Below are 23,141 nucleotides of genomic sequence, written 5' to 3'. Positions count from 1 at the left end.
CAGTCCCCCTGTGGGAGGGGGCTTGCCCCCGATGCGGTGGGTCAGTTACACATCTGTTGACTGGCACACCGCTATCGGGAGCAAGCCCCCTCCCACCTGGATTACTTCTGCTTTTCCAACTGGCGGTATTTGCCGTCTTTGTCCCACTGGTAAACCACGTAGTCGGAGATTTTCAGGTCGCCCTTGGCATCCCAGGTTTTTTCACCCATCACGGTTTTTACCGGGTGAGCCTTGAGCCACTTGGCAGCTTCTTCACCCTTGTTGGACTTGGCACCGTTGAAGCCGGCAGCCAGGGCCTGGACCGACGCGTAGGCATACAGGGTGTAGCCTTCTGGCTCGGTGCCGTTTTTACGGAACTCTTCAACCACCGCCTTGCTGTCCGGCAGCAGGCGCGGGTCGGCGCCGAAGGTCATGTACACGCCATCCACATATTGCTTGCCACCGGCGGTCGCCACCAGTTCGTCGGTCACGATGCCGTCGTCGGACATGAACTTCACGTCCTTGAGGCCCGCTTCACGAATCTGACGAACCAGCGGACCGGCTTCCGGGTGCAGGCCGCCGAAGTACACGACGTCGGCGCCCAGGGAGCGGATTTTGGTGACCAGGGCGCTGAAGTCTTTCTCGCCACGGGTCAGGCCTTCTTCCAGCACCGGTTTCACGCCGCGCTTGGTCAACTGGGCAGCGGTGGCGTCGGCCAAGCCTTTGCCGTAGGTGTCCTTGTCGTTGATGACCGCGACTTTCTTGCCCTTGAGCACGTCGACGATGTAGTCGCCGGCCACGATGCCTTGCTGGTCGTCACGTCCGCACATACGGAACATGGCGCCCAGGCCGCGTTCGGTGACCTGTGGGTTGGTGGAGCCCGGGGTGATTGCGATGATGCCGGCTTCGTCGTAGACCTCGGACGCCGGGATGGTGTTGGACGAGCAGAAGTGCCCGACCACGCCGATCACTTTGTCCTGGTCCGCCAGGCGGTTGGCCACAGCCACGGCCTGCTTGGGTTCACAGGCATCGTCGCCGGCAACCAGCTTGATCTGCTCACCGTTGATGCCGCCGGCCTTGTTGATGGCATCGGCTGCCGCCTGGGCGCCCTTCATGTACTGCTCACCGAAAGCGGCGTTAGCGCCCGTCATCGGCCCCGCCACGCCAATCTTCACATCAGCTTGAACAAACGCAGAAACACCCAGCGCCGCTGCAACGGCGAGGGCCAGAAAACCTTTCTTGTAAAACGTCTGGGACATGAGTGGTGCTCCGAGGTTTTTGTTTATTGGCACTACGTATTCACTGCAAACCTTCAACTAAAACTTTCAGTGAAAGCCCAGAGCAAGCCGCGTGCCATTACTTTTTTATTCTTCAAAAAGACACGGTGTCATTGTTATTGCAGGCGTTTCGGCGCCGTTCGTCAGTACGTGCAACCCTCTAACTTCAATAGGTGCAACCCATGGACCAAAAAAGTACAACCTCCACGGGTCGCACCTGCAACCGGACAGCCAAACGACACTTCCTACAGCTGTAACCATGCACGTAACGGAACTGCACATTTACAGTGCGTGATTGCTACAACTTGCACCAATACAGATGAGTAGCCGGCGAAGAACATGCCGGCTTCTGAGGGCTATTTCGCTGATCAGATCACGATCCGCAAGCATTGGCCGGCGTGATACAGCGAAAATCCGGCTTCATACAGGCAACTGCGCAGGCCCACCCCGGCCAGCGGTTGCATCGGCGCAAACGGAATCGGCAACGCCTGGGGATTCTGGTGACATAAGTAGTCGGCAAAGGCCTTGCCGACCACGCTGCCGGTGGTCACACCGCGGCCGTTGTAGCCGGTCACGGCCACCAGGCCGGGCGCGGGTTCGAACAAGCGCATCAGATGGTCCGGCGTGAACGCGATGCAGCCGGTCCAAGTGCATTCCCACTGCACCGATTTGAGGTACGGAAAGTAGTGCTGCTGCACCCGATCGGCCCACGCCTTGAGGAACCACGCCGGTTTCTGGTTGCCGTTGCCCAGGCTGCCGAGCAACAGGCGGCCATCGGCATCGCGGCGGATGCTGCTGAGCACCTGGCGTGTGTCCCAGGAACCCTGGCCGCCGGGGAGGATGTGTTTGGCCGCGTCGTCGGTCAGCGGCGCGGAGGCGACCTGGTAGTAATAGCCAGGGAAGAAATTGCGCCGCAGCGCAGTCCATTCGCCTTCGGTGTAGGCATTGGAGGCGATCACCACTTGTGCAGCCTGCACCGCACCGTTCGCGGTCTGCACCGACCAATTCGCACCTTGGCGTTCCAACTGCGTGACGGGGGAATGGTCGAAAAGCTGCCCGCCCAACCCCACGGCCGCGTTGGCCAGACCGCTGGTATAGGCCATCGGGTTCAAGGTGCCGGCACGTCTATCCAGCAACGCAGCGGCGATTTTTTTAGTCCCGGTGGCTTGCTCGCAGGCCGCGCCGGTGAGCAATTCAACCGGCGCGCCACGGCGCTGCCATTGTTCTTCACGACTGCGCAAATCCGCCTCGCCCCGGGCGTTGTGCGCCATGTGCAAAGTGCCCTCGCGGCGCAATTGGCAATCGATGTTGTATTTGTCGACCAGGCTGAACACCAGCGACGGCGCCGCACCCAGCATACGGTTGAGCTGGCTGCCCACCGCCTCGCCGAAACCGGCTTCGATCTCGTCCGGGGGAATCCACAGCCCGGCGTTGACCAGCCCGACATTGCGCCCCGACCCGCCATGGCCGGTGCGATGGGCTTCGAGCACGGCGACAGTTTTACCCTGTTCCAGCAAGTGAATGGCCGCCGACAAACCGGTAATCCCGGCGCCGATCACGCACACATCCACCGTCACTTCACCCTTGAGCGCGGCGCGATCCGGCCGGCCAGGGGTGAGTTGTTCCCACAAACATGTTTCGCGCAGTGCCATTGCCAGACTCCGATGAGACCTAACAAACATCTATTCCGAACTGCAAATGAGGTCAAATGCGGGAGGGGCTTGCTCCCGATGGCAGTGGATCAGCTTTACATCTGTTGACTGACACACCGCCATCGGGGGCAAGCCCCCTCCCACCTTTTTAACCGTGTTTCGACAGGTAATCAGTCGAAGGTGATGCCCTGGGCCAGCGGCAGTTCCAGCGAGTAGTTCACGGTGTTGGTCTGGCGACGCATGTACCCACGCCACGCATCCGAACCCGACTCACGCCCGCCGCCCGTTTCTTTCTCACCGCCAAACGCGCCGCCGATTTCTGCGCCGCTCGGGCCGATGTTGACGTTGGCAATGCCGCAGTCGCTGCCCACCGCCGACATGAACTGCTCGGCTTCGCGCACATCGGTGGTGAAGATGCACGACGACAGGCCTTGCGGCACGGCGTTGTTCAGGCGCAGGGCTTCGGCGAAGTCGCTGTAGCCAACCACGTACAGGATCGGCGCGAAGGTTTCAGTGCAGACCACGTCGCTTTGCTCCGGCATTTCCACAATCGCCGGCGACACGTAGTAGGCATTCGGGAATTTGTCTTCCAACTGGCGCTTGCCGCCGAACACCTTGCCGCCTTCGCTCAGGGCTTGCTCCAGGGCGTCCTGCATGCTGTCGAAGCCGTGCTTGTCGATCAGCGGGCCGATCAGGTTGCCTTCCAGCGGGTGGCCGATGCGCACCTTGGAATAGGCGGCCTTGAGGCGGGTGACGATTTCTTCCTTGACCGATTCATGCGCGATCAGCCGGCGCAGCGTGGTGCAGCGCTGCCCAGCGGTGCCGACGGCGCTGAACAGGATGGCGCGCACGGCCATGTCCAGGTCGGCGCTTGGGCCGAGGATCATCGCGTTGTTGCCGCCCAGTTCGAGAATGCTGCGGGCAAACCGCGCGGCGACTTTCGGCGCCACTTCACGGCCCATGCGGGTGCTGCCGGTGGCGCTGATCAGCGCGACACGCGGGTCATCCACCAGCGCCGCACCGGCCTCGCGGCCGCCGATGATCACTTGGCTCAGGTATTGCGGCGCGTCGTTGAATTTTTTCAGCACGCGCTCGAACAGCGCCTGGCAGGCCAGGGCGGTCAGCGGGGTCTTTTCCGACGGTTTCCAGATCACGGCGTTGCCGCACACCAGGGCCAAGGTGGTGTTCCACGCCCACACCGCCACCGGGAAGTTGAACGCGCTGATCACGCCGACCACGCCCAGCGGGTGCCAGGTTTCACGCATGTGGTGACCGGGGCGCTCAGAGGCGATGGTCAAGCCATACAACTGGCGCGACAGGCCGACGGCGAAGTCGCAGATGTCGATCATTTCCTGCACTTCACCCAGGCCTTCCTGGGTGATCTTGCCGGCTTCCCAGGAGACCAGTTCGCCCAGGTCGGCCTTGTATTCGCGCAACACGTCGCCGAGCTGGCGCACCAGCTCGCCGCGACGCGGGGCCGGCACTTTGCGCCAGGCCTCGAATGCATGCTCGGCACGACTGACCTGTTGCTCCACCTCGGCGGCACCTTCCCAGTTCACACTGCCGATACGGCTGCCATCGATCGGCGAATGCACGGGTTGTTTCCCCGCTTGGTACAGCGCCGGGTTTACCCCGAGACGATCAAGCAATGCGGCGACCATGGGTCACTCCTTCAATCTACAAACAGAAAAATTGCGCCGCAGCCCGCACGGCGATCCAAGGCTTATTTGTAGCTGCCCCAAGACTTGCCAACAAACGACGATTAGGCGAGATATCATTCCGTTTATTCATGCAAAGAACAAAACGAGGCGTGCCGTGCAGAACAAAAGACATTTGCCCTCGATCACTGCCCTGCAGTGTTTCGAAGCCGCCACCCGCCACCTGAGCTTCACCCGCGCCGCCGAGGAGCTGAACCTTACGCAAAGCGCGGTGAGCAAACAGGTGGCGCAGTTGGAAGAACTGCTGCAGCACCTGCTGTTTCGCCGGGTACGCCGACGCTTGCAAATGACCCCGGCGGGTAATTTGTATTTGGTGGAAGTGCGCAAAATCCTCACGCAGGTGGAGATGTCCACCCATTACCTGCGCTCCTACGGCGGCGAGACCGAAGTATTACGCGTGTCCACGCCCTACACCTTCGGCGCCCGCTGGCTGGTGCCGCGCCTCAAGGGCTGGCGCTTGCGTCACCCGCAGATCCACCTGGACCTGTGCAACGAACAGGAACCGGACGAGCTGCTGCAAGGCAAGGCCGATATGGCGTTCTACTTCGGCCAAGGCTCACGCCCCGGCACCGAGAGCCTGAAACTGTTCAGCGAAGAACTGATCCCCGTGTGTGCCCCGGAAAGCCTGCCCGCGCAGCCATTCACCGACCCCACGCAACTGAGCAGCCTGGTGCTGCTGCAAAACGCCTCGCGGCCCCAGGGCTGGCATGACTGGTTCGCCGACCAGGGCTTTCACACCGAGCACAGCTATCACGGGCCGCGCTTCGACACCTTCTATATGTGCATTCGTGCAGCGCAGGTGGGCTGTGGCGTGGCGCTGTTGCCGCGGTTCCTGGTGGAAGAAGAGCTGGCCGACGGTAAGTTGGTGATCCCCTGGCAGCATGCGATGCCGAGCCAGGATGCGTATTACCTGGCGTACCCCGAGCATTCGGCGGAGGTGCCCAAGGTGCGGGAGTTTGTGAAGTGGATGATGGAGCAGGTGTGAACCTGTGTTGTCTGCAGCCCCCTCCCACATTTGAAACGCATTCCAACCTGTGGGAGGGGGCTTGCCCCCGATAGTGCCTGTGGCCTCACTGAAAAAATCACTGGCAAAACCCCACAGGTCTATGCGCCACTAGCCCCCTTCCCTAATTGTGCGTAAAGGTCGGCGCCCGTCGCCGTCCCGTCTGGAGATTCCCGTTATGAGCGAGAGTGTGTTTGCCGATCGAATCGTGCAGAACCTGCTCGACACCGACTTCTACAAGCTGACCATGATGCAGGCGGTGCTGCACAACTACCCCAACGTGGAAGTTGAATGGGAGTTTCGTTGCCGCAACAGTGAAGACCTGCGCCCGTACCTGGCGGAGATCCGCTACCAGATCGAGCGCCTCGCCGAGCTGAGCCTGAGCCCTGACCAACTGGGTTTCCTGGAACGCATCAGCTTCATGAAACCGGACTTTTTGCGTTTCCTCGGCTTGTTCCGCTTCAATCTGCGCTATGTCCACACCGGCATCGAAAACGGCGAGCTGTTTATCCGCCTGCGCGGGCCGTGGCTGCATGTGATCCTGTTTGAAGTGCCGATGCTCGCGATCATCAGCGAAGTGCGTAACCGCTACCGCTACCAGTCCGTGACCCTGGAGCAGGCCCGCGAGCAGTTGTACCGCAAGTTCGACTGGCTGACCGCGAACGCCAGCAGCGACGAGCTCTCCGAGCTGCAGGTGGCGGACTTCGGCACGCGCCGACGCTTCTCCTACCGCGTGCAGGAAGAAGTGGTGAGCGTGCTCAAGCATGACTTCCCCGGCCGGTTTGTCGGCACCAGTAACGTCCACCTGGCCCGCGAGTTCGATATGAAACCGCTGGGCACCATGGCCCATGAATGGATCATGGCCCACCAGCAACTCGGCCCGCGCCTGATCGACAGCCAGATCGCTGCCCTTGATTGCTGGGTCCGCGAATACCGCGGCCTGCTGGGTATCGCCCTGACCGATTGCATCACCACCGATGCCTTCCTCGGCGACTTCGACTTGTACTTCGCCAAGCTGTTCGACGGCCTGCGCCACGACTCCGGCGACCCGGTGCAATGGGCAGAAAAAGCCATCGCCCACTATCACAAGCTGGGCATCGAGCCGATGAGCAAGACCCTGGTGTTCTCCGACAGCCTGACGCTGCCCAAGGCCCTGGAGATATTCCGGGCGCTGCGCGGTCGAATCAATGTGAGCTTTGGCATCGGCACCAACCTGACCTGCGATATTCCAGGTGTGGAACCGATGAGCATTGTGCTTAAAATGACGGCCTGCAATGGCCAGCCCGTCGCGAAGATCTCCGATGAAGCGGGCAAGACCCACTGCACCGACCCGAATTTCGTCGCCTATTTGCGGCACGTTTTCAAAGTACCTGCCCTTTCCAGCAAGGAGTGAATCATGCAAGCCGTACAGCGTGAGATTGCGCAGCAGCTCAAGGTTCAAGCACCGTTCAAAGACCAGGCCGCCCTTGAGTCCGAAATCGCCCGGCGCGTGACCTTTATCCAGGACTGCCTGCGCAATTCAGGGCTCAAGACATTGGTGCTGGGCATCAGCGGTGGCGTCGACTCCCTGACCGCAGGCCTGCTGGCCCAACGCGCCATGCAGGAACTGCGTTCCAGTACCGGCGACGAAGGCTACCGTTTTATCGCCGTGCGCCTACCCTACGAAACCCAGTTCGATGAAATCGACGCCCAGGCCTCGGTGGACTTTATCGAACCGGACGAGCGCCACACCGTGAACATCGGCCCGGCGGTGAAATGCCTGGCCAATGAAGTGGCGGCGTTTGAAGGCAAGGCTGCGGTATCGCGTGATTTTGTGCTGGGCAACACCAAGGCGCGCATGCGCATGGTCGCGCAGTACACCATCGCCGGCGCAGCCAGTGGCCTGGTGATCGGCACCGACCATGCGGCGGAAGCGGTGATGGGCTTTTTCACCAAATTCGGCGATGGCGCCTGCGATCTGGCACCGTTGAGCGGGTTGGTGAAGAATCAGGTGCGGGCGATTGCGCGGCACTTCGGGGCGCCGGAGTCGCTGGTGGAGAAGGTCCCGACCGCCGACCTGGAAGACCTCTCGCCGGGCAAGCCGGACGAGGCGTCACATGGCGTGACCTATGCCGAGATCGATGCGTTCCTGCACGGCGAGCCAGTGCGGGAGGACGCGTTCAGGATCATCTGCGAGACGTATCGCAAGACCGAGCACAAGCGGGTGATGCCGTTTGCGCCGTGAGGTGAACCAGATAGTTTTGTGTTGATTGTCAGGCAGCCATCGGGGGCAAGTCGAATCGTCGCACCGCCCCTCCCACATTCGAAATGCATTCCAAGTGTGGGAGGGGGCTTGCCCCCGATGAACGATAACGCGGTCTTACTTGACGACCACAGTGCCTTTCATCATCGCAATGTGGCCCGGGAACGAGCAGAAGAACGCATAGTCAGTGCCCGCTTTCAGCTTGGACACATCAAAGCTCACCGAATCTTTCTCGCCAGCACCAATCACCTTGGTGTGGGCGATGATGCGCTCGTCGCCTTCTTTCAGGTAGTTCTTGTCGAGGCCGGCAGCCATGCCGTCGGTCGCAACCGGTTGCATGTCGGCGGCGCTGGCCAGCACCCAGTTATGACCCATGACGTTTTTCGGCAAGCTGCCGGAGTGAGTCAGCTCGACGGTGAACGTCTTGCAGCTCTTGTCGATCACGATTTCCTTGGTGTTGTAGGACATCTGGTCGGTAGAGTCGACGGTGACCTTGCACTCTGCAGCAAGCAACTGGCCACTTGCCAGAGTCAGCAGGGAAACAGCAACGAGTTTGGCAAACATGTGAATCTCCAAGGCAGGGTTTTAAAAGCGCGTATTGCGACAAGCGTGCCTGAGACAGGCAGAAATTCTTATGACCTGAATCAACAGATTGTATACAACTTTAGGCTATCAGACTTATCGACACAATCAACCAGCCAAAGTGCCACAGCCCGCCTATGATCGGTCCATCACCCACTGGAGTACGGATCATGCACCTCAATCATCTATTCAGCGGTCTGTTGGCCGCATACGCCTGCGGTAAGTGAAGGCCAAGCGCGCCGCGAAGCTGCTACCATAGCGACCCAAGGCAGCTGCGCGCCGCCCACCCTCACCTTCGACCCTAGAGGATCGCCCATGGCCAAACCTAATTACTCCTTCGCCAAACGTCAAAGAGACTTGGCCAAGGAACAGAAGAAAGACGAAAAGCTGCAACGCAAGAAAGCCGCTGCAGATGAAGAGGCCGGCGCATTGAACCCGGATGCGGAAGGCGAAGTGACAACCGACGACACCGAAACACCGAAAGACCCGGCGCCAGACGCCTGAGAAACACCGGATTCTGATCATTCCCGCAGCCTGCGCGGGGATGATCTTTACTCCAGCGGCATCACCGTCACCCGCACTTCCGGGTCATGGCTCCCTCCCCCCAGAATCACCCCACGCAACGGCGAAACATCGGAGAAGTCCCGGCCCCAGGCCAGGGTGATGTGCTCCAGTGCCGGCTGCACATTGTTGGTCGGATCAAAGTCCACCCAGCCCAACACCGGGCAATACACCGAAATCCACGCATGGGACGCATCCGCGCCGATCATCCGTGGCTGGCCGGGCGGTGGCTGGGTCAGCAGGTAGCCGCTGATATAGCGCGCCGCCAGGCCCCGTGAGCGCAGGCAGGCGAGCATCAGGTGAGCGAAGTCCTGGCACACGCCGCGTCGGCGCTCGAGCACTTCCACCAGCGGCGTGGCGACTTGGGTGGCTTCGGCATCGAAGGTGAATTCGCCGAAGATTTTTTCCATCAGGGCCTGGGCTCCCAGCAGCAACGGACGGCCAGGAGGGAAACAGCTTTCGGAGAAATCGACGAAGGTTTTCTTCAAATGCACGTAGGGCGATTCGAAACGAAAGCGACAGGCTTCGATCAACGCCGGTGACAGCGGCTGGCTGCTGTAGGTCAGGCTGTCGCGGGTTTGGTCCCAGGCCAACGACTGTTGGAAATCCAGCAGCGGCCGCGCCAGCACTTCCACGGTCAGCCCGGCGTTCACCAACAATTCATCATGGGGCCGCTCGAACGCCAGGCGGGTGATCGGGTTGCCGAACACGTCCAGCTCATCGCGGCGCGACGACGGCAACGGGCTGATATCCAACTGCTGCGAGGTGCAGCGCTGCCAGGCGCATGGCCGTGGCCACAGATGCGCCAACTGCTGGGCCAGGGACACTGGGCTGTCGTAGTGGTAATGGGTATCGTGAAAAATCTGATAGCGCGCACTCATCACACCGACACCGTTCGCTGGCTGACATCATCCACATGGGCAAAATGGCGCAAGGCCAGGCGATCCGACACTTGCCCGCTCTCATCGGCGACCGCTTGCAGCAGGTCGGCCAGGCCGTCCAACGCGGCACGCACGCTGGTCTCGCCAAACAGCGAGTTTTCCAGGCAACCCAGGTCGAACCGCGCAAGGCGCTCGACCAAAGGCGCCAGGCCGGTTTCCCGGGGCACCGCGAAATCATCGTTGAGGCGACGCAAGGTGCGGCTCACCAGCTTCAACTGGAACAGCACGGCGTGGGGGTTCTGCTCATCCAGCAGCAACAAGTCGAGCACCGGGATCAGTTGCGGCACCGCCAGGTAGCGCGAGCGGTAGGTGATGCTGCTGTTGCCCAGTTCCAGCAACCACTCCAGCCCAGCTTGATCGAACACCGCCACGCCACGCAGGAACGCCGCGAGGCTGCTGCTGAGAAACTGCAGGCGCTCGATGCGCCGGCCCATCATCAGAAAGCGCCAGCCTTCGTCGCGGGTCATGTCGTCCAGGGCAAACCCGGACAGCGCCGCCAGGGACATCACCAGGCGGTTGAGGAAGTCCAGCAACTCGCCAAAGTCCGGGGTTTCGCTTTCCAGCTCCAGGGCTTCGCGTTGCAGCTCCACCAGGGCCTGCCAGTTCTCCCGGGACAACTTACCGCGCACCTGGGACGCGGCCCACTGCAAGCGCTGCAGGTTGGCGCGCAGGCTCGACGGCCAGTCGTCGCCGAGCAAGGCCGCGAGCAGGCGCTCGGGCAACTCGCCCTCCTCCGGCAGCAAGTGCAGGCTTTCGCCCAGCTCGACCGCCGCCTGCAACGCCAGCGGATCGTCGCCGTCGACATAGCGCGCTAACACGATGCGCAGCCAGCGCGCGCTGTCATCGCAGCGCTCGCAATAACGGCCAAACCAAAACAGGTTTTCCACCACCCGCGACGGCAGATAAGGGTCGCGGCGTACCAGGTCATGGGCGCCGATCGGCCGCTGCGCGCGCCAGTGCTCGCTGCCGGCTGCGCGTTCGCCGAGCACCCAGGTGTCCTTGCTCGCGCCGCCGCGTTGCATCGAAACGACCTCGGCATCGGCATCGGCTGCCACGCGGGTCAGGCCGCCGGGCAATACCCGGTAACCGTCAGCGCTGGCCACGGCGTAGACGCGCATGCCGATGGCGCGGTGTTGCAGGTGATCCTCGACGGTGTGCCACACCGGCGCCTGGGACAGCTGCGCCAGCTCCTGGGCGACATACGCGTAAGGCCGTGCGCGCATGCGCTCGGCCAGAGCCTGGCGTTGCTCGTCATCCAGGTCGCGACCGAAAATCGGATTAAAACTTTGCGAAGGGAATGCCGGCTTGATCAGCAGCTCGGGCAGTTTCTCCAGGGCTTCGGCAAGCACCGGCGCTTCGCCGCACCACCACGTTGCAATGGACGGCAGGATCAGTTCTTCGCCAAACAAAAACTCGTTGATCTTCGGCAGAAAGCCCAACAGGCCAGGGGACTCCAGCACACCGCTGCCCAGGGCATTGGCCACCAGCACGTTACCTTGGCGCGCGGCGTCGAGCAGGCCGGGCACGCCGAGGGCCGAGTCGGTGCGCAGCTCAAGGGGGTCGCAGAAATCGTCGTCCAGGCGGCGCATGATCGCGTGTACCCGGCGCAGGCCGCTGAGGGTTTTCAGGAACACCGTGCTGTCGCGCACCGTGAGGTCGCCGCCTTCCACCAGCGGGTAGCCAAGCTGGCGGGCGAGGTACAGGTGTTCGAAATAGCTTTCGTTGAAACGCCCGGGCGTGAGCAGCACGATCAATGGCGGTTGCTCATCGCTGGGCGCCTGGCGCGCCAGGGTTTCCTGCAGGGTGCGGAAGAAACCGGTGAGGTGCTGCACCTGCAGGTCGCGGTACAGGTCCGGAAAGGCACGCGACACGATGGTGCGGTTTTCCAGCGCATAACCGGCGCCGGAAGGGGCCTGGGTGCGGTCGGCGGTGACCCACCAGCGGCCATCCGGGGTGCGCGCCAAATCGACGGCGTACAGGTGCAAAAACGCGCCGTCGGGCGGCTGGATGCCCTGGCACGGCCAGAGGAAGTTGTTATGCCCGAACACCAGTTCGGCCGGCAGCAAGCCTTCCTTGATCAAGCGTTGCGGGCCGTAGAGGTCCGCCAGCACCGCGTTGAGCAGCCGCGCACGCTGGGCGATGCCGGCCGACAAGTGCTGCCACTCATCGGCCGCCAGCACGTGGGGCAGCAGGTCCAGTTCCCACGGGCGATCAGCGCCCTTGGGGTCGGCGTAGACGTTGTAGGTCACGCCGTTTTCCTGGATCTGCCGGGTCAGCAACGCCTGGCGCTGGGCCAGTTGCGCGGGGGTGCTGCGTTGCAGGTGGTCGAGCAGGCGCTGCCAATGGGCACGCACCGCGCCGCGATCGTCCAGCAGTTCGTGATAAGTGCCCGCGGTCAGCGGGTAACGGTCGAGCAAGTCGGACATGGAACGCTCGGCAGGGGCAAGGGGGCTCAGATTAACCTAACAAACACTGCAAATCCTTTGTGGGAGTGGGCTTGCTCCCGATTGCGGTGGGTCAGTCAACTCATGTATCGGCTGATTCACCGCAATCGGGAGCAAGTCGAATCGTCGCACCGCCCCTCCCACATTTTGGATTGCATTCAGTCATTTTTATTTGGGAAACGTCGCAGATCCAAGGTCATCGGTAATTCATCGTTCACCACTACGGTCGGCACCGGCAGCTTGCCCGGGCTATGCCCCAAGCGGAAAAACCGCGCCATGCGCCGACTCTCGGCTTCATTGGCGTTCACCGGCAGGCTGTCGTAGTTCCGCCCGCCCGGATGCGCCACATGATACTGGCAACCGCCCAGCGAGCGCTGCATCCAGGTGTCCAGCAGGTCGAACACCAACGGCGCATGCACCTCGATGGTCGGTTGCAGGCAGTTGGCCGGTTGCCAGGCGCGATACCGCACGCCGGCGACGAACTCGCCGATGCGCCCGGTCGGTTGCAGCGGCACCGGGATGCCGTTGCAGGTCAGCAAATAGCGCTGCGGTGGCAGCCCGCTCAACTTCACCTGCAGGCGTTCCAGGGACGAATCCACATAGCGCACCGTGCCGCCGACCGCGCCCTCCTCGCCCAGCACATGCCAGGGCTCCAGGGCCTGGCGCAGTTCCAGTTCGATGCCACTGACGGCGTAGTCGCCGACTTTGGGAAAGCGGAATTCCAGGTGCGCGGCAAACCATTCGGCGCGCAGCGGGTAGCCGGCGGCGTTGAGTTCGACGATCACGTCGGCAAAATCCTGCTCGATGAAGTGCGGCAGCAGGAAGCGGTCATGCAACTCGGTGCCCCAGCGCGCCAGTTTCGGCGGCGCATACGGCTCGCGCCAGAAGCGTGCCACCAGCGCGCGCAGCAGCAATTGCTGGGTCAGGCTCATGCGTGCATGGGGCGGCATTTCAAAGGCGCGCAACTCCAGCAGGCCCAGGCGCCCGGTGGCACCATCGGGGGAGTAGAGCTTGTCGACGCAAAATTCGGCGCGGTGAGTGTTGCCGGTCACGTCGATCAGCAGATTGCGCAACAGCCGGTCCACCAACCACGGCGGGCATTCTTCGCCTGGCGCGGGCATTTGCGCGAAGGCGATTTCCAGCTCATACAGCGCATCGTTACGGGCTTCATCGACCCTGGGCGCCTGGGACGTCGGGCCGATGAACAAGCCGGAAAACAGGTAGGACAACGACGGATGGTTGTGCCAGTAACTGATCAAGCTGCGCAGCAAATCGGGACGCCGCAGGAACGGTGAGTCCTTGGGTGTCGCGCCGCCCAGCACGAAGTGGTTACCGCCGCCGGTGCCGGTGTGGCGCCCGTCGATCATGAACTTTTCGGTGGTCAGGCGGGTTTGCCGCGCCTCTTCGTAGAGGAACTCGGTGCGCTCCACCAACTCGTCCCAGGTGGCGGACGGCTGCACGTTGACCTCGATCACACCTGGGTCAGGCGTGACCCGGAAGTTGCTCAGACGGTAATCCGCCGGCGGCTCGTAGCCTTCCAGCAGCACCGGGCAGTGCAGTTCTTCGGCGGTGGCTTCGATGGCGGCCACCAGCTCCAGGTAGTCCTCGACGCGCTCCAGCGGCGGCATGAACAGATACAGGCGGCCTTCGCGCGCTTCGGCGCACAGCGCGGTGCGGGTCAGCCAGTCGGCGGACTCGTCGATCTTCGGCAGGCGTTCGGCGCTCGGCGCCGGTTCGCCATGGCGTTGCAATTGCGCCGTGCTCGGCAGCTCGGGCAGGTCCTGGTTGGGGTCGGTCGGGTGGACAAACGGGTACTCCGCCGCCGTCACCCAGGGCTGCGAGGCCAGCGGCAGGCGATAACCCAGCGGCGAATCCCCCGGCACCAATCGGCAGTGGTTGTCGCGCAGGTACCAACGCCCACTCTGCCAGCGGTCATTGGCGGCGGTGCGCGCCAGTGGCAGCACCTGGCCGATGATTTTATCCAGGCCCTGGCTGAACACTTTGCGCAGGCGCTCGCGTTCCAGCTCATCGCTCAGGCGCGGGTCCAGAGCGGTGACGTTTTGCGGCAGCGCGCCTTCGCGCCACAGGTAGTAGAAGTTGTCCTCAAAGGCCGGGAACACAAACCGCGCCGGCAGTTTCAGGCGCTCGGCAACGCTGGCCAGGAAACGCCCGGCCAACACGCCATCAGCGCCGTAATCCAGTTGTTCGTCGGCGATCAGCGCGCTGTTGTGCCAAATCGGCTCACCATCGCGGCGCCAGTAACAGTTGAGCGACCAGCGCGGCAGTTGCTCGCCGGGGTACCACTTGCCCTGGCCGAAATGCACCAGGCCTTTGGGCGCGTAGTGTTTGCGCATGCGCTGGAACAGCTCGGCCGACAGGCGACGTTTGTCCGGCCCCAGGGCCGCGGTGTTCCACTCGGCGCCGTCTGGGTCGTCGATGGAGACGAAGGTCGGCTCGCCGCCCATGGTCAGGCGCACGTCGTCCGCCAGCAGGTCGCCATCGATCTGCCGACCCAGGGCCTGGATCGCCAGCCATTGTTCTTCGGTGTAGGGCTTGGTCACCCGTGGCGCTTCCCAGATGCGCTCTACCGACATCTCGTGGGTGAATTCGCACTCGCACGGCTCCACCAGGCCACTGATCGGCGCGGCAGACGATGGATCGGGACTACAGGCCAACGGAATATGGCCTTCACCGGCGAACAACCCGGAGGTGGCATCCAGGCCAATCCAACCGGCGCCGGGCAAATACACTTCGCACCAGGCGTGCAGGTCGGTGAAGTCCACCTCGGTGCCGGACGGGCCATCGAGGGCTTTGACGTCGGCGGTGAGCTGGATCAGGTAACCGGAGACAAATCGCGCCGCCAGCCCCAGGTTGCGCAGCAATTGCACCAGCAACCAGGCTGAATCGCGGCACGAGCCGGAGGCGTTTTCCAGGGTGAATTCCGGGGTCTGCACGCCGGGTTCCATGCGGATCAGGTAGCCGATATCGGCAGCCAGGCGCTGGTTGAGGCCCACCAGGAAATCCACGGCCGGCAGCGGCGTGCGGTCAATAGCCGCCAGGTAAGCGGCGAATTTCGGCGTCAGCGGCAAGGTTTCCAGGTACGGCGCCAACTCGCGCTGCTCGTCGGCGGCGTAGCGGAACGGGATTTTTTCCGCGTAGGGCTCAAGGAAAAAGTCGAACGGGTTGAACACTGCCATCTCGGCGACCAGGTCGACTTCGATACGCAGTTCGTCAGTCTTTTCCGGGAACACCAGGCGCGCCAGGTAATTGCCCTGGGGGTCCTGCTGCCAATTGATGAAATGCTGCTCGGGCAGCACTTTCAGTGCGTAGGACAAAATCCGCGTGCGGCTATGGGCCGCCGGGCGCAAACGCACGATCTGTGGGCCGAGTTCAACAGCGCGGTCGTAGCGGTAATGCGTAACGTGGTGCAACGCGACATGAATCGACACGGCGGCCTCCTGCGAGCCAGGGCATGGACACAACGCGCGCAAGACTTATGCCAGAGCGGCGGTCATTGCGCTTTATCGTAAGACCCGGTGCAGTACAGCACCAAAACGGCGCTGTGGCTGCGGTAATGGTGCGAGGGTTGCACATATTTGTGGCGCGAGTGGGTGAAGCGGTATCGGTTGGGTGGGTGCCGAGGGTGGGGAATCACCTCGGTTTTTTTATTCTGATTATTGCGCGCTCGTGTTTACGCCGCTTTTCAATGGCCGCCATTACCTTCCCGCGCATATGGCGAAGCTCTACGCATTTGGCACGCATTTCCCGGTGGCGTTTGCTGCGAAGTAGCAGCAGGCCGAGTACCGGCCAAAAGAAGCATTCAGCGTAAATGAATGGGTTCGGTGAAAAATGAAAACCTGGCACAGCGACCAATAGGCAGGCGATGAAAAGGCCATACATGCCCCAGGCCCATTTCGGGCGCCCGGAGGCGATCATGAAATTGCAGAGGGTGATAAAGAGGGCTAACGCCACGCAGGCATTTTCAGCCGCAGCGTTCGATAACGATGGTAAATAATAGTTTTCCACCAGCACGACAAGAGTAGCACCGCCGAAAATACCCGAAAAAATTACGCCGATAAACACAGGAAAGTAGCGCAAAAGAAAAGGGCGTATCGGTATGAGAGGTTTCCGTCCGAGAAGTCTCACTCATTACCTCGATTTCTTTATTCTGATTATTGCGCGCTCGTGTTTACGCCGCTTTTCAATGGCCACCATTACCTTCCCGCGCATATGGCGAAGCTCTATGCATTTGGCGCGCATTTCCGGGTGGCGTTTGCTACTAAGCAGTACTAGGCCTAGCAGCGGCCACACAATGCTTTCTGCGTAAATAAATGGGTGCGGTGAAAATCGAAAAGCCGGTAAAGCGATCAATAGGCAGACGATGAAAAGGCCATACATACCCCAGACCCATTTCGGTCGCCCGTAGGCGATCATGGCATTGCAGAGGGTGATAAAGACGGCCAACACTACACACGCATCTTCAGCAGCAGACGCCGATAAAGCCCAGGGGGCAGCGCGCGGATAGTAGTGTTCCAGCAATGCCACAACAGCGGCCCCCCCCCAAAATACCCATAAAAATCGCACCGATAAAGACGGGGAAGTAACGCAAAAGAAAAGGGCGCATAGATATGAGAGGTTTCCGTCCGAGAAGTCTCACTCACTACCTCGATTTCTTTATTCTGATTATTGCGCGCTCGTGTTTACGCCGCTTTTCAATGGCAACCATTACTTTCCCGCGCATATGGCGAAGCTCTACGCATTTGGCACGCATTTCCCGGTGGCGTTTGCTGCGAAGCAGCAGCAGGCCGAGTACCGGCCAAAAGAAGCATTCAGCGTAAATGAATGGGTTCGGTGAAAAATGAAAACCTGGCACAGCAACCAACAGGCAGGCGATGAAAAGGCCATACATGCCACAGACCCACTTAGGCCGCCCGTAGGCGATCATGAAATTGCAATGGGCGATAAACCAGGCCAAGACCACGCCGGCACTTTTAGCAACCGCGTTCGATAACGATGGAAAATAATAGTTTTCCACCAGCACAACAACAGAAGAACTGCCGAAGATGCCCGCTAAAATTACGCCGATAAACACGGGAAAGTAGCGCAAAAGAAAAGGGCGTACCGGTATGAGAGGTTTCCGTCCGAGAAGTCTCACTCTGATATCTCCTCATACAGCCCAACCGCGATAATCCGGATGTTCCCGGACCCCACACTGCCAGCAACGGCCGATAAGGCGCCAAGGGCATCAAGCATCTGCAGCATGGTTCCATTTCTGACTTCGGCCGAGGTGTAGCGCTTTGGCATCTCTCTAGCCATTTGTTTCAGCTTGATCATTTTCCGGGTCATTTCCGGATGGTTGATACTCAGTAATTCCTTTGTGAGCTTTACCCGCTCCTGCCGACTCAGCCCTTTGAGTACCTGATGTGTGCTTTTCCCAGTCGCCTTTTTGATCATGCTGACGAATCGAATCGTCGACATCGCTGCGCTACCAGCACCTAACAACGAGGCCGCATCCAATCCGGCCGTTACGGCCTGGTACCACTGATCGCTATCCAGAGCGTCGTTACGGGCAGGGTCCGTCATTTCATTTTTAGTCCGCTGAGCGCCAATCCAGCATTGAACCGAACTGGCCATCGCTGACGTATAGCCGATCACAGCAACCACACCAGTCGCCCCAAAGGTAAAAGGACTCAACGCCGAGCCCCCCAGTATCACCAACCAACTAATCACCGCCGAAGTACACGCCAAAGCTGTATTCATGGCCTCAAACGCCACCTGCGAGTCTCGCGGTTCATTCGCCAGTTGCCGAGCGAACTCCACCCGCCCGACATAGCTGGGCGCCTCGCGCAAAATCACATTCTTCGGCGCGATACTGCAAATCGGCTGAAATTCACGCAGCACGACTATCCGTAGTTGCGCATCGAGATACACCACGCCGGCACCGACGATGGCCGGATCAGCATCAATCGCCGCAAATAACTTGCGCAGATCAATGCTGTTTTCCAACCACTGCCGCGTCATGTAATTGGAACTGAGGAAACCGTCTCTGAATACGCTGGAAGTCATCCCTTTACTCCTGAGGTTCACAAGAGCGCAGAGGGTAAAGACTGCCTCCCCCCGAAAAATGTCAGAAGTTTCGCTTTATCCGGACAGGCACTTCCTGATCGTGATGCAGCACCTTGTAAGCCATATCCCGAATAAGAAAAAGTACGCCCCACGCCACTTCCGGCGCACACCAAAACAGGGAGCGACAATGGCAACTGATATGTTTTTGAAGTTGGGGGACATCAAGGGCGAGTCCAAAGACCAAGCGCATCGCGACGAAATCGAGATCAGCCGATGGGGCTGGGGCATGTCCCAGACCGGTTCCATGCATACCGGCAGCGGCGGTGGCGCCGGCAAGGTCAATATTGAAAACCTGTCCATCTCCAAGGTCATGGACAAGTCTTCACCCAACCTGATGATGGCCTGCTCCACCGGCAAGCATTACCCGGAGGCGCGGTTGGTGGTGCGCAAGGCCGGTGGCAGTAATGCCGTGGAGTATCTGGTGATCACGCTGAAGGAAGTCATGGTCACGTCCTACCAAACCGACGCGGTGACCAGCAGCGATGTGCTGACTGAGGTGATAGCCCTGAACTTCGCCACGGTCGAAGTCAGCTACCAGCCGCAAAAATCCGACGGTGGCAAAGACGGCGGCGCGGTCAAGTACGGCTGGAACATTCGCCAAAACGTCAAAGTCTGAAACCGTGTGCCGAGGCTACAGCCCCGCCTTGGCCGCCTCCCGCAACCGCCGCACTTCGACCAACTTGCTCACCATCGACCGATAGCCCTTACTGTTGATCAGCAGCAACCCGAGCAATGGCCAGAACAGGCTTTCACTGTAGATAAACCAGTGCGGCCGGTAGTGCAGCGTCGGCAGGACCACCAGCAGGCACGTCGTAAAAAACGCTACCATCCCCCACACCGCCCAGGCTCGACCGCGCACCACCAAAAAGTTGCTGTTGGCCACGAACAGTGCAGCCGCTATCACCACGAACCAGGACACGCTGGCATTGGTGGCCATGGGCACGTCGGCGAAATAGGTGCTGGCCGCCAGGGAAATCGCCGCAGAACCGCCGAGACAACCGGCGAGAATCACGCCGATGAACGCGGGGAAATGCTCCAGCAAAAACGGTTTCAGCGACGGAACACCACTCATCACTCGCCCTCTTCGTACAAGCCAATCGCCAAGGTCTTGGCCTGTTTGTAGTTATCCGAACGCTTCAAGCCCCAGACGCTCAGCCCCGCACTGAAGGCATCGCCCAATTGGACGTAGGTGGCGTGCTTGAGCTGGGTCGGCGTAAAGCGTTTAGGCAACTCGCCGCTCAGTTGCAGCAGCTTGCGCATCTTGTTCGACATTTGCGGGTCGGCCACTTTCAGCAGTTCTTTGGTGAGTTTCTCCCGCTCCTGCCCGCTCAGACCTTTCAGCACCTGACGCATGCTTTTGCCTGTGGCCGCACGAGCGACGTTGACCAGCTTGACTGTCGTCAACGCCGATGCGCCGACGCCGACCAAGGCGGCACCGTCGAGAATCTTGGTCGCCGCTTGGTACCACTCTTCGTTATCCAGGTAATCGTTCATCGCCGGGTTGACGATTTCGTTGCGTGTACGGAACCCACCGACCAGGCACGACACGGTGCTGGCCGAGGCAGCGGTATAGCCGATGGCCGTCACGACCGTGCTGGCTCCGGCGGTAAACGGGATGGCGATGGTGCCGCTCAACACCACCAGCCAGCCAATGACCGCGCCGCTGCAGGACAAGGTGGTGTTGAAGGCTTCACTCACCAATCGCGATTCGCGTGGGTTGTTCAGCACTTGGTCGGCGAACTGTGCCGGGGCGATGTATTTCTGCGCTTCGCGCACAATGATGCGCTTGGGTCGAATGCTGCAGATCGGTTTGAACTCGCGCAGGGTCACGACGTTGAAGTCGGCGTCGATATACACCACGCCAGCGCCGACGATGCCAGGGTCGGCGTCGATGATGGCAAACAGCCGGGGCAGGTTGACTTCACTCTCGATGCGCTGGCGCGCCATGAACTGCGAGCGGTTGGAGTCCATGCCGATGTTGAGCAGGGGGTTGCTCATGGGGGGTGTTCTTCCTTGAAAAGTTGGGGACAGGACTGACGCTATCGGGGGCAAGCTCCCTCCCACATTTTGAATGTATTCACACATCTAATGTGGGAGGGGCGGTGCGACTTGCTCCCGATGGCGATTTAATGGGCGCCACCTTAACAAACAGGCTACCCACCGGCTAGAAAGCAAAACGCCAGCACGAGGCTGGCGTTTGGCATATTCAGGCTGCGATCAACGCGGCACCACCGGCTTGCGGGCTGGCTTGCCGCCCTTACCCTTGGCCGCATCAGTGCGTTCCTTGGCGGCCTGTTTGTTGCGCACCATGGCCGCAGCCTTGGCTTGTTCGCGCTTGTCCCAGGGGTTGCTGCCGTCGCTGCCACGGGGCGGCAGGCCGGTGTGTTGGGTGAGGATCTTGGTGGTGGTTTCCTTCGCGACCTTGTGGCTGCCGGCCGGCGTCGAGTTTTTGCGACGCGCACTCTGGTAGCTGTCGGTGGCCGGCTGGTGCAACGGGATCAGTTGATCCTTGCCCGGCCCGATCAGGTCGGCGCGGCCCATGCGGGTCAGCGCTTCACGCAGCATCGGCCAGCCTTTCGGATCGTGGTAGCGCAGGAACGCCTTGTGCAGGCGGCGCTGTTCTTCGCTCTTGACGATGGTCACCGATTCGCTCTTGTAGCTGACCTTGCGCAGCGGGTTCTTGCCCGAGTGGTACATCGCGGTGGCGGTGGCCATCGGCGACGGGTAGAACGCCTGCACCTGGTCGGCGCGGAAGCCGTTGCCCTTGAGCCACAGGGCCAGGTTCATCATGTCTTCATCGGTGGTGCCGGGGTGGGCGGCGATGAAGTACGGGATCAGGTACTGTTCCTTGCCCGCTTCCTTGGTGTACTTCTCGAACATGCGCTTGAACTTGTCATAGCTGCCAATGCCCGGCTTCATCATCTGGTTGAGCGGACCTTCCTCGGTGTGTTCCGGGGCGATCTTCAGGTAACCACCGACGTGGTGGGTGACCAGCTCCTTCACATACTCCGGCGACTCAACGGCCAGGTCGTAGCGCAGGCCGGAAGCGATCAGGATTTTCTTCACACCCGGCAACGCACGGGCGCTGCGGTACAGCTGGATCAGCGACGAGTGGTCGGTGTTCAGGTTCGGGCAGATACCTGGGAACACGCACGACGGCTTACGGCACGCGGATTCGATTTCCGGGCTCTTGCAGGCGATACGGTACATGTTCGCGGTCGGGCCGCCGAGGTCGGAAATCACGCCAGTGAAGCCCGGGACCTTGTCGCGGATTTCTTCGATTTCGCGAATGATCGACTCTTCGGAGCGGTTCTGGATGATCCGGCCTTCGTGCTCGGTGATCGAGCAGAAGGTGCAGCCGCCGAAACAGCCACGCATGATGTTCACCGAGAAACGGATCATGTCGTAGGCCGGGATTTTTTCCTTGCCATACACCGGGTGCGGGACACGCGCGTAAGGCATGCCAAACACGTAGTCCATTTCTTCGGTGGTCATCGGAATGGGCGGCGGGTTGAACCACACGTCCACTTCACCGTGCTTCTGCACCAGGGCGCGGGCGTTGCCCGGGTTGGTTTCCAGATGCAACACGCGGTTCGCGTGGGCATAGAGCACCGCGTCGCCACGGACTTTTTCCACCGATGGCAGGCGGATCACGGTCTTGTCGCGGGTCATGCGCGGGCTGGCCAATATCTGCACGACCTTGGCTTCTTCCGGGTCATCGACCGGGCCCTTTTCCTGCTCGATGGCGCAGGCCTGGGTGTCCTGGGTGTTCACATACGGGTTGATGATCTTGTCGACCTTGCCCGGCCGGTCGATACGCGTGGAGTCCACTTCGTACCAGCCCGCCGGCGTATCACGGCGAATGAACGCGGTGCCGCGCACGTCGGTGATGTCTTCGATCTTGTGGCCCCACGACAGGCGTTGGGCCACCTCGACGATGGCACGCTCGGCGTTGCCGTACAGCAGGATGTCGGCGGCGGCGTCGATCAGGATCGAGTTGCGCACCCGGTCCTGCCAGTAGTCGTAGTGGGCGATGCGGCGCAAGGACGCTTCGATGCCACCGAGGACAATCGGCACGTTCTTGTAGGCTTCCTTACACCGCTGGCTGTACACCAGGCTCGCGCGGTCCGGGCGTTTGCCGGCCATGCCGCCTGGGGTGTAGGCGTCGTCGGAGCGGATTTTCTTGTCGGCGGTGTAGCGGTTGATCATCGAGTCCATGTTGCCGGCCGCGACGCCGAAGAACAGGTTCGGCTCGCCGAGCTTCATGAAGTCGTCTTTGGACTGCCAGTTGGGCTGGGCAATGATCCCGACGCGAAAGCCCTGGGACTCCAGCAGCCGGCCGATGATTGCCATGCCGAACGACGGATGGTCAACGTAGGCATCACCGGTGACGATGATGATGTCGCAGGAATCCCAGCCAAGCTGATCCATCTCCTCCCTGCTCATCGGCAGGAATGGCGCAGGACCGAAACATTCGGCCCAATACTTGGGATAGTCAAATAACGGCTTGGCTGTTTGCATGACGGTGACCGGTGTTGAGATGAAAAATCGCGGGCGCGGAATATAGCACAAATTTTAACCAATTCCGACCTTTGCAGTAGGAATTAGAAAAGGCG

19 protein-coding genes are annotated in these 23,141 nt (G+C 61.0%); 5 read left to right on the top strand and 14 right to left on the bottom strand.

Annotation, left to right across the window (positions count from 1 at the left end; all coding sequences use genetic code 11):
* Positions 1-101: 101 nt before the first annotated feature.
* The 3 genes from ACS5Q8_RS02735 to amaB form a co-directional block, all read right to left on the bottom strand.
* Positions 102-1,238, bottom strand: coding sequence for a branched-chain amino acid ABC transporter substrate-binding protein (locus tag ACS5Q8_RS02735; protein WP_276196254.1), 1,137 nt, complete (start codon positions 1,236-1,238; stop codon positions 102-104).
* A 386-nt stretch (positions 1,239-1,624) separates the two neighbouring features.
* A complete protein-coding gene (gene amaA, locus ACS5Q8_RS02730) occupies positions 1,625-2,908 on the bottom strand; it encodes an L-pipecolate oxidase (RefSeq protein WP_276196252.1) in 1,284 nt (427 codons plus the stop codon).
* A gap of 170 nt (positions 2,909-3,078) precedes the next feature.
* Positions 3,079-4,569, bottom strand: a complete 1,491-nt coding sequence (gene amaB / locus ACS5Q8_RS02725; RefSeq protein WP_276196251.1) for an L-piperidine-6-carboxylate dehydrogenase — start codon at positions 4,567-4,569, stop codon at positions 3,079-3,081.
* A gap of 154 nt (positions 4,570-4,723) precedes the next feature.
* Between amaB and ACS5Q8_RS02720 the strand changes: the two genes are divergently transcribed.
* The 3 genes from ACS5Q8_RS02720 (at position 4,724) to nadE (ending at position 7,853) form a co-directional block, all read left to right on the top strand.
* A complete protein-coding gene (locus ACS5Q8_RS02720; RefSeq protein WP_276196250.1) occupies positions 4,724-5,611 on the top strand; it encodes a LysR family transcriptional regulator in 888 nt (295 codons plus the stop codon).
* 196 nt (positions 5,612-5,807) lie between these two features.
* Positions 5,808-7,022: a nicotinate phosphoribosyltransferase gene (pncB, locus tag ACS5Q8_RS02715; RefSeq protein WP_276196249.1), complete on the top strand. Its 1,215-nt coding sequence runs from the start codon at positions 5,808-5,810 to the stop codon at positions 7,020-7,022.
* A 3-nt stretch (positions 7,023-7,025) separates the two neighbouring features.
* On the top strand, positions 7,026-7,853 hold the full coding sequence (gene nadE, locus ACS5Q8_RS02710) for an NAD(+) synthase (protein ID WP_276196247.1): 828 nt from the start codon (positions 7,026-7,028) through the stop codon (positions 7,851-7,853).
* A gap of 135 nt (positions 7,854-7,988) precedes the next feature.
* On the opposite strand, the gene azu is transcribed toward nadE, so the two are convergent.
* The gene (gene azu, locus ACS5Q8_RS02705; protein ID WP_276196245.1) at positions 7,989-8,435 is read right to left on the bottom strand and encodes an azurin; all 447 of its coding nucleotides are present in this window, start codon (positions 8,433-8,435) and stop codon (positions 7,989-7,991) included.
* Between the two features lie 333 nt (positions 8,436-8,768).
* On the opposite strand from azu, the gene ACS5Q8_RS02700 reads away from it, so the two are divergent.
* Positions 8,769-8,957: a hypothetical protein gene (locus tag ACS5Q8_RS02700; RefSeq protein WP_276196243.1), complete on the top strand. Its 189-nt coding sequence runs from the start codon at positions 8,769-8,771 to the stop codon at positions 8,955-8,957.
* Positions 8,958-9,004: 47 nt separating this feature from the next.
* Here the strand turns inward: ACS5Q8_RS02700 and ACS5Q8_RS02695 are convergent, their stop codons facing one another.
* The 7 genes from ACS5Q8_RS02695 to ssp4 (ACS5Q8_RS02665) form a co-directional block, all read right to left on the bottom strand.
* Positions 9,005-9,895, bottom strand: coding sequence for a transglutaminase family protein (locus tag ACS5Q8_RS02695; protein WP_247405602.1), 891 nt, complete (start codon positions 9,893-9,895; stop codon positions 9,005-9,007).
* Positions 9,895-12,381: a circularly permuted type 2 ATP-grasp protein gene (locus ACS5Q8_RS02690; protein ID WP_426100385.1), complete on the bottom strand. Its 2,487-nt coding sequence runs from the start codon at positions 12,379-12,381 to the stop codon at positions 9,895-9,897. The genes ACS5Q8_RS02695 and ACS5Q8_RS02690 overlap by 1 nt, the downstream gene beginning before the upstream one ends.
* A 176-nt stretch (positions 12,382-12,557) precedes the next feature.
* Positions 12,558-15,848 carry a transglutaminase family protein gene (locus tag ACS5Q8_RS02685; RefSeq protein ID WP_465159810.1) on the bottom strand — a complete coding sequence of 1,097 codons (3,291 nt, stop codon included), beginning with the start codon at positions 15,846-15,848 and terminating at the stop codon, positions 12,558-12,560.
* Positions 15,849-16,050: 202 nt separating this feature from the next.
* Complete coding sequence (locus tag ACS5Q8_RS02680) at positions 16,051-16,545, bottom strand: hypothetical protein (RefSeq protein ID WP_443693584.1); 495 nt, start codon at positions 16,543-16,545, stop codon at positions 16,051-16,053.
* Positions 16,546-16,548: 3 nt separating this feature from the next.
* On the bottom strand, positions 16,549-16,944 hold the full coding sequence (locus ACS5Q8_RS02675; RefSeq protein WP_443693586.1) for a hypothetical protein: 396 nt from the start codon (positions 16,942-16,944) through the stop codon (positions 16,549-16,551).
* Between the two features lie 115 nt (positions 16,945-17,059).
* Positions 17,060-17,554, bottom strand: coding sequence for a hypothetical protein (locus tag ACS5Q8_RS02670; RefSeq protein ID WP_443693587.1), 495 nt, complete (start codon positions 17,552-17,554; stop codon positions 17,060-17,062).
* On the bottom strand, positions 17,551-18,465 hold the full coding sequence (ssp4, locus tag ACS5Q8_RS02665; protein WP_443693589.1) for an Ssp4 family T6SS effector: 915 nt from the start codon (positions 18,463-18,465) through the stop codon (positions 17,551-17,553). The genes ACS5Q8_RS02670 and ssp4 (ACS5Q8_RS02665) overlap by 4 nt, the downstream gene beginning before the upstream one ends.
* Before the next feature lie 187 nt (positions 18,466-18,652).
* Between ssp4 (ACS5Q8_RS02665) and ACS5Q8_RS02660 the strand changes: the two genes are divergently transcribed.
* Entirely contained in the window at positions 18,653-19,141 is a 489-nt protein-coding gene (locus tag ACS5Q8_RS02660) for an Hcp family type VI secretion system effector (RefSeq protein WP_247399627.1), read from the top strand.
* A 15-nt stretch (positions 19,142-19,156) separates the two neighbouring features.
* Here the strand turns inward: ACS5Q8_RS02660 and ACS5Q8_RS02655 are convergent, their stop codons facing one another.
* From ACS5Q8_RS02655 to ACS5Q8_RS02645, 3 genes are all read right to left on the bottom strand, one after another.
* A complete protein-coding gene (locus ACS5Q8_RS02655; RefSeq protein ID WP_426100395.1) occupies positions 19,157-19,597 on the bottom strand; it encodes a hypothetical protein in 441 nt (146 codons plus the stop codon).
* The gene (gene ssp4 / locus ACS5Q8_RS02650; protein WP_465159809.1) at positions 19,597-20,523 is read right to left on the bottom strand and encodes an Ssp4 family T6SS effector; all 927 of its coding nucleotides are present in this window, start codon (positions 20,521-20,523) and stop codon (positions 19,597-19,599) included. Before ssp4 (ACS5Q8_RS02650) ends, ACS5Q8_RS02655 begins: the two co-directional genes overlap by 1 nt.
* 219 nt (positions 20,524-20,742) lie before the next feature.
* Positions 20,743-23,046 carry a YgiQ family radical SAM protein gene (locus ACS5Q8_RS02645; RefSeq protein ID WP_276196230.1) on the bottom strand — a complete coding sequence of 768 codons (2,304 nt, stop codon included), beginning with the start codon at positions 23,044-23,046 and terminating at the stop codon, positions 20,743-20,745.
* Positions 23,047-23,141 lie beyond the last annotated feature (95 nt).

The sequence above is a fragment of the Pseudomonas sp. PAMC25584 genome (genome assembly GCF_058135675.1).
Note: the sequence above shows the minus strand (reverse complement) of the source record. Positions and strands in the feature narration are given on the sequence as shown.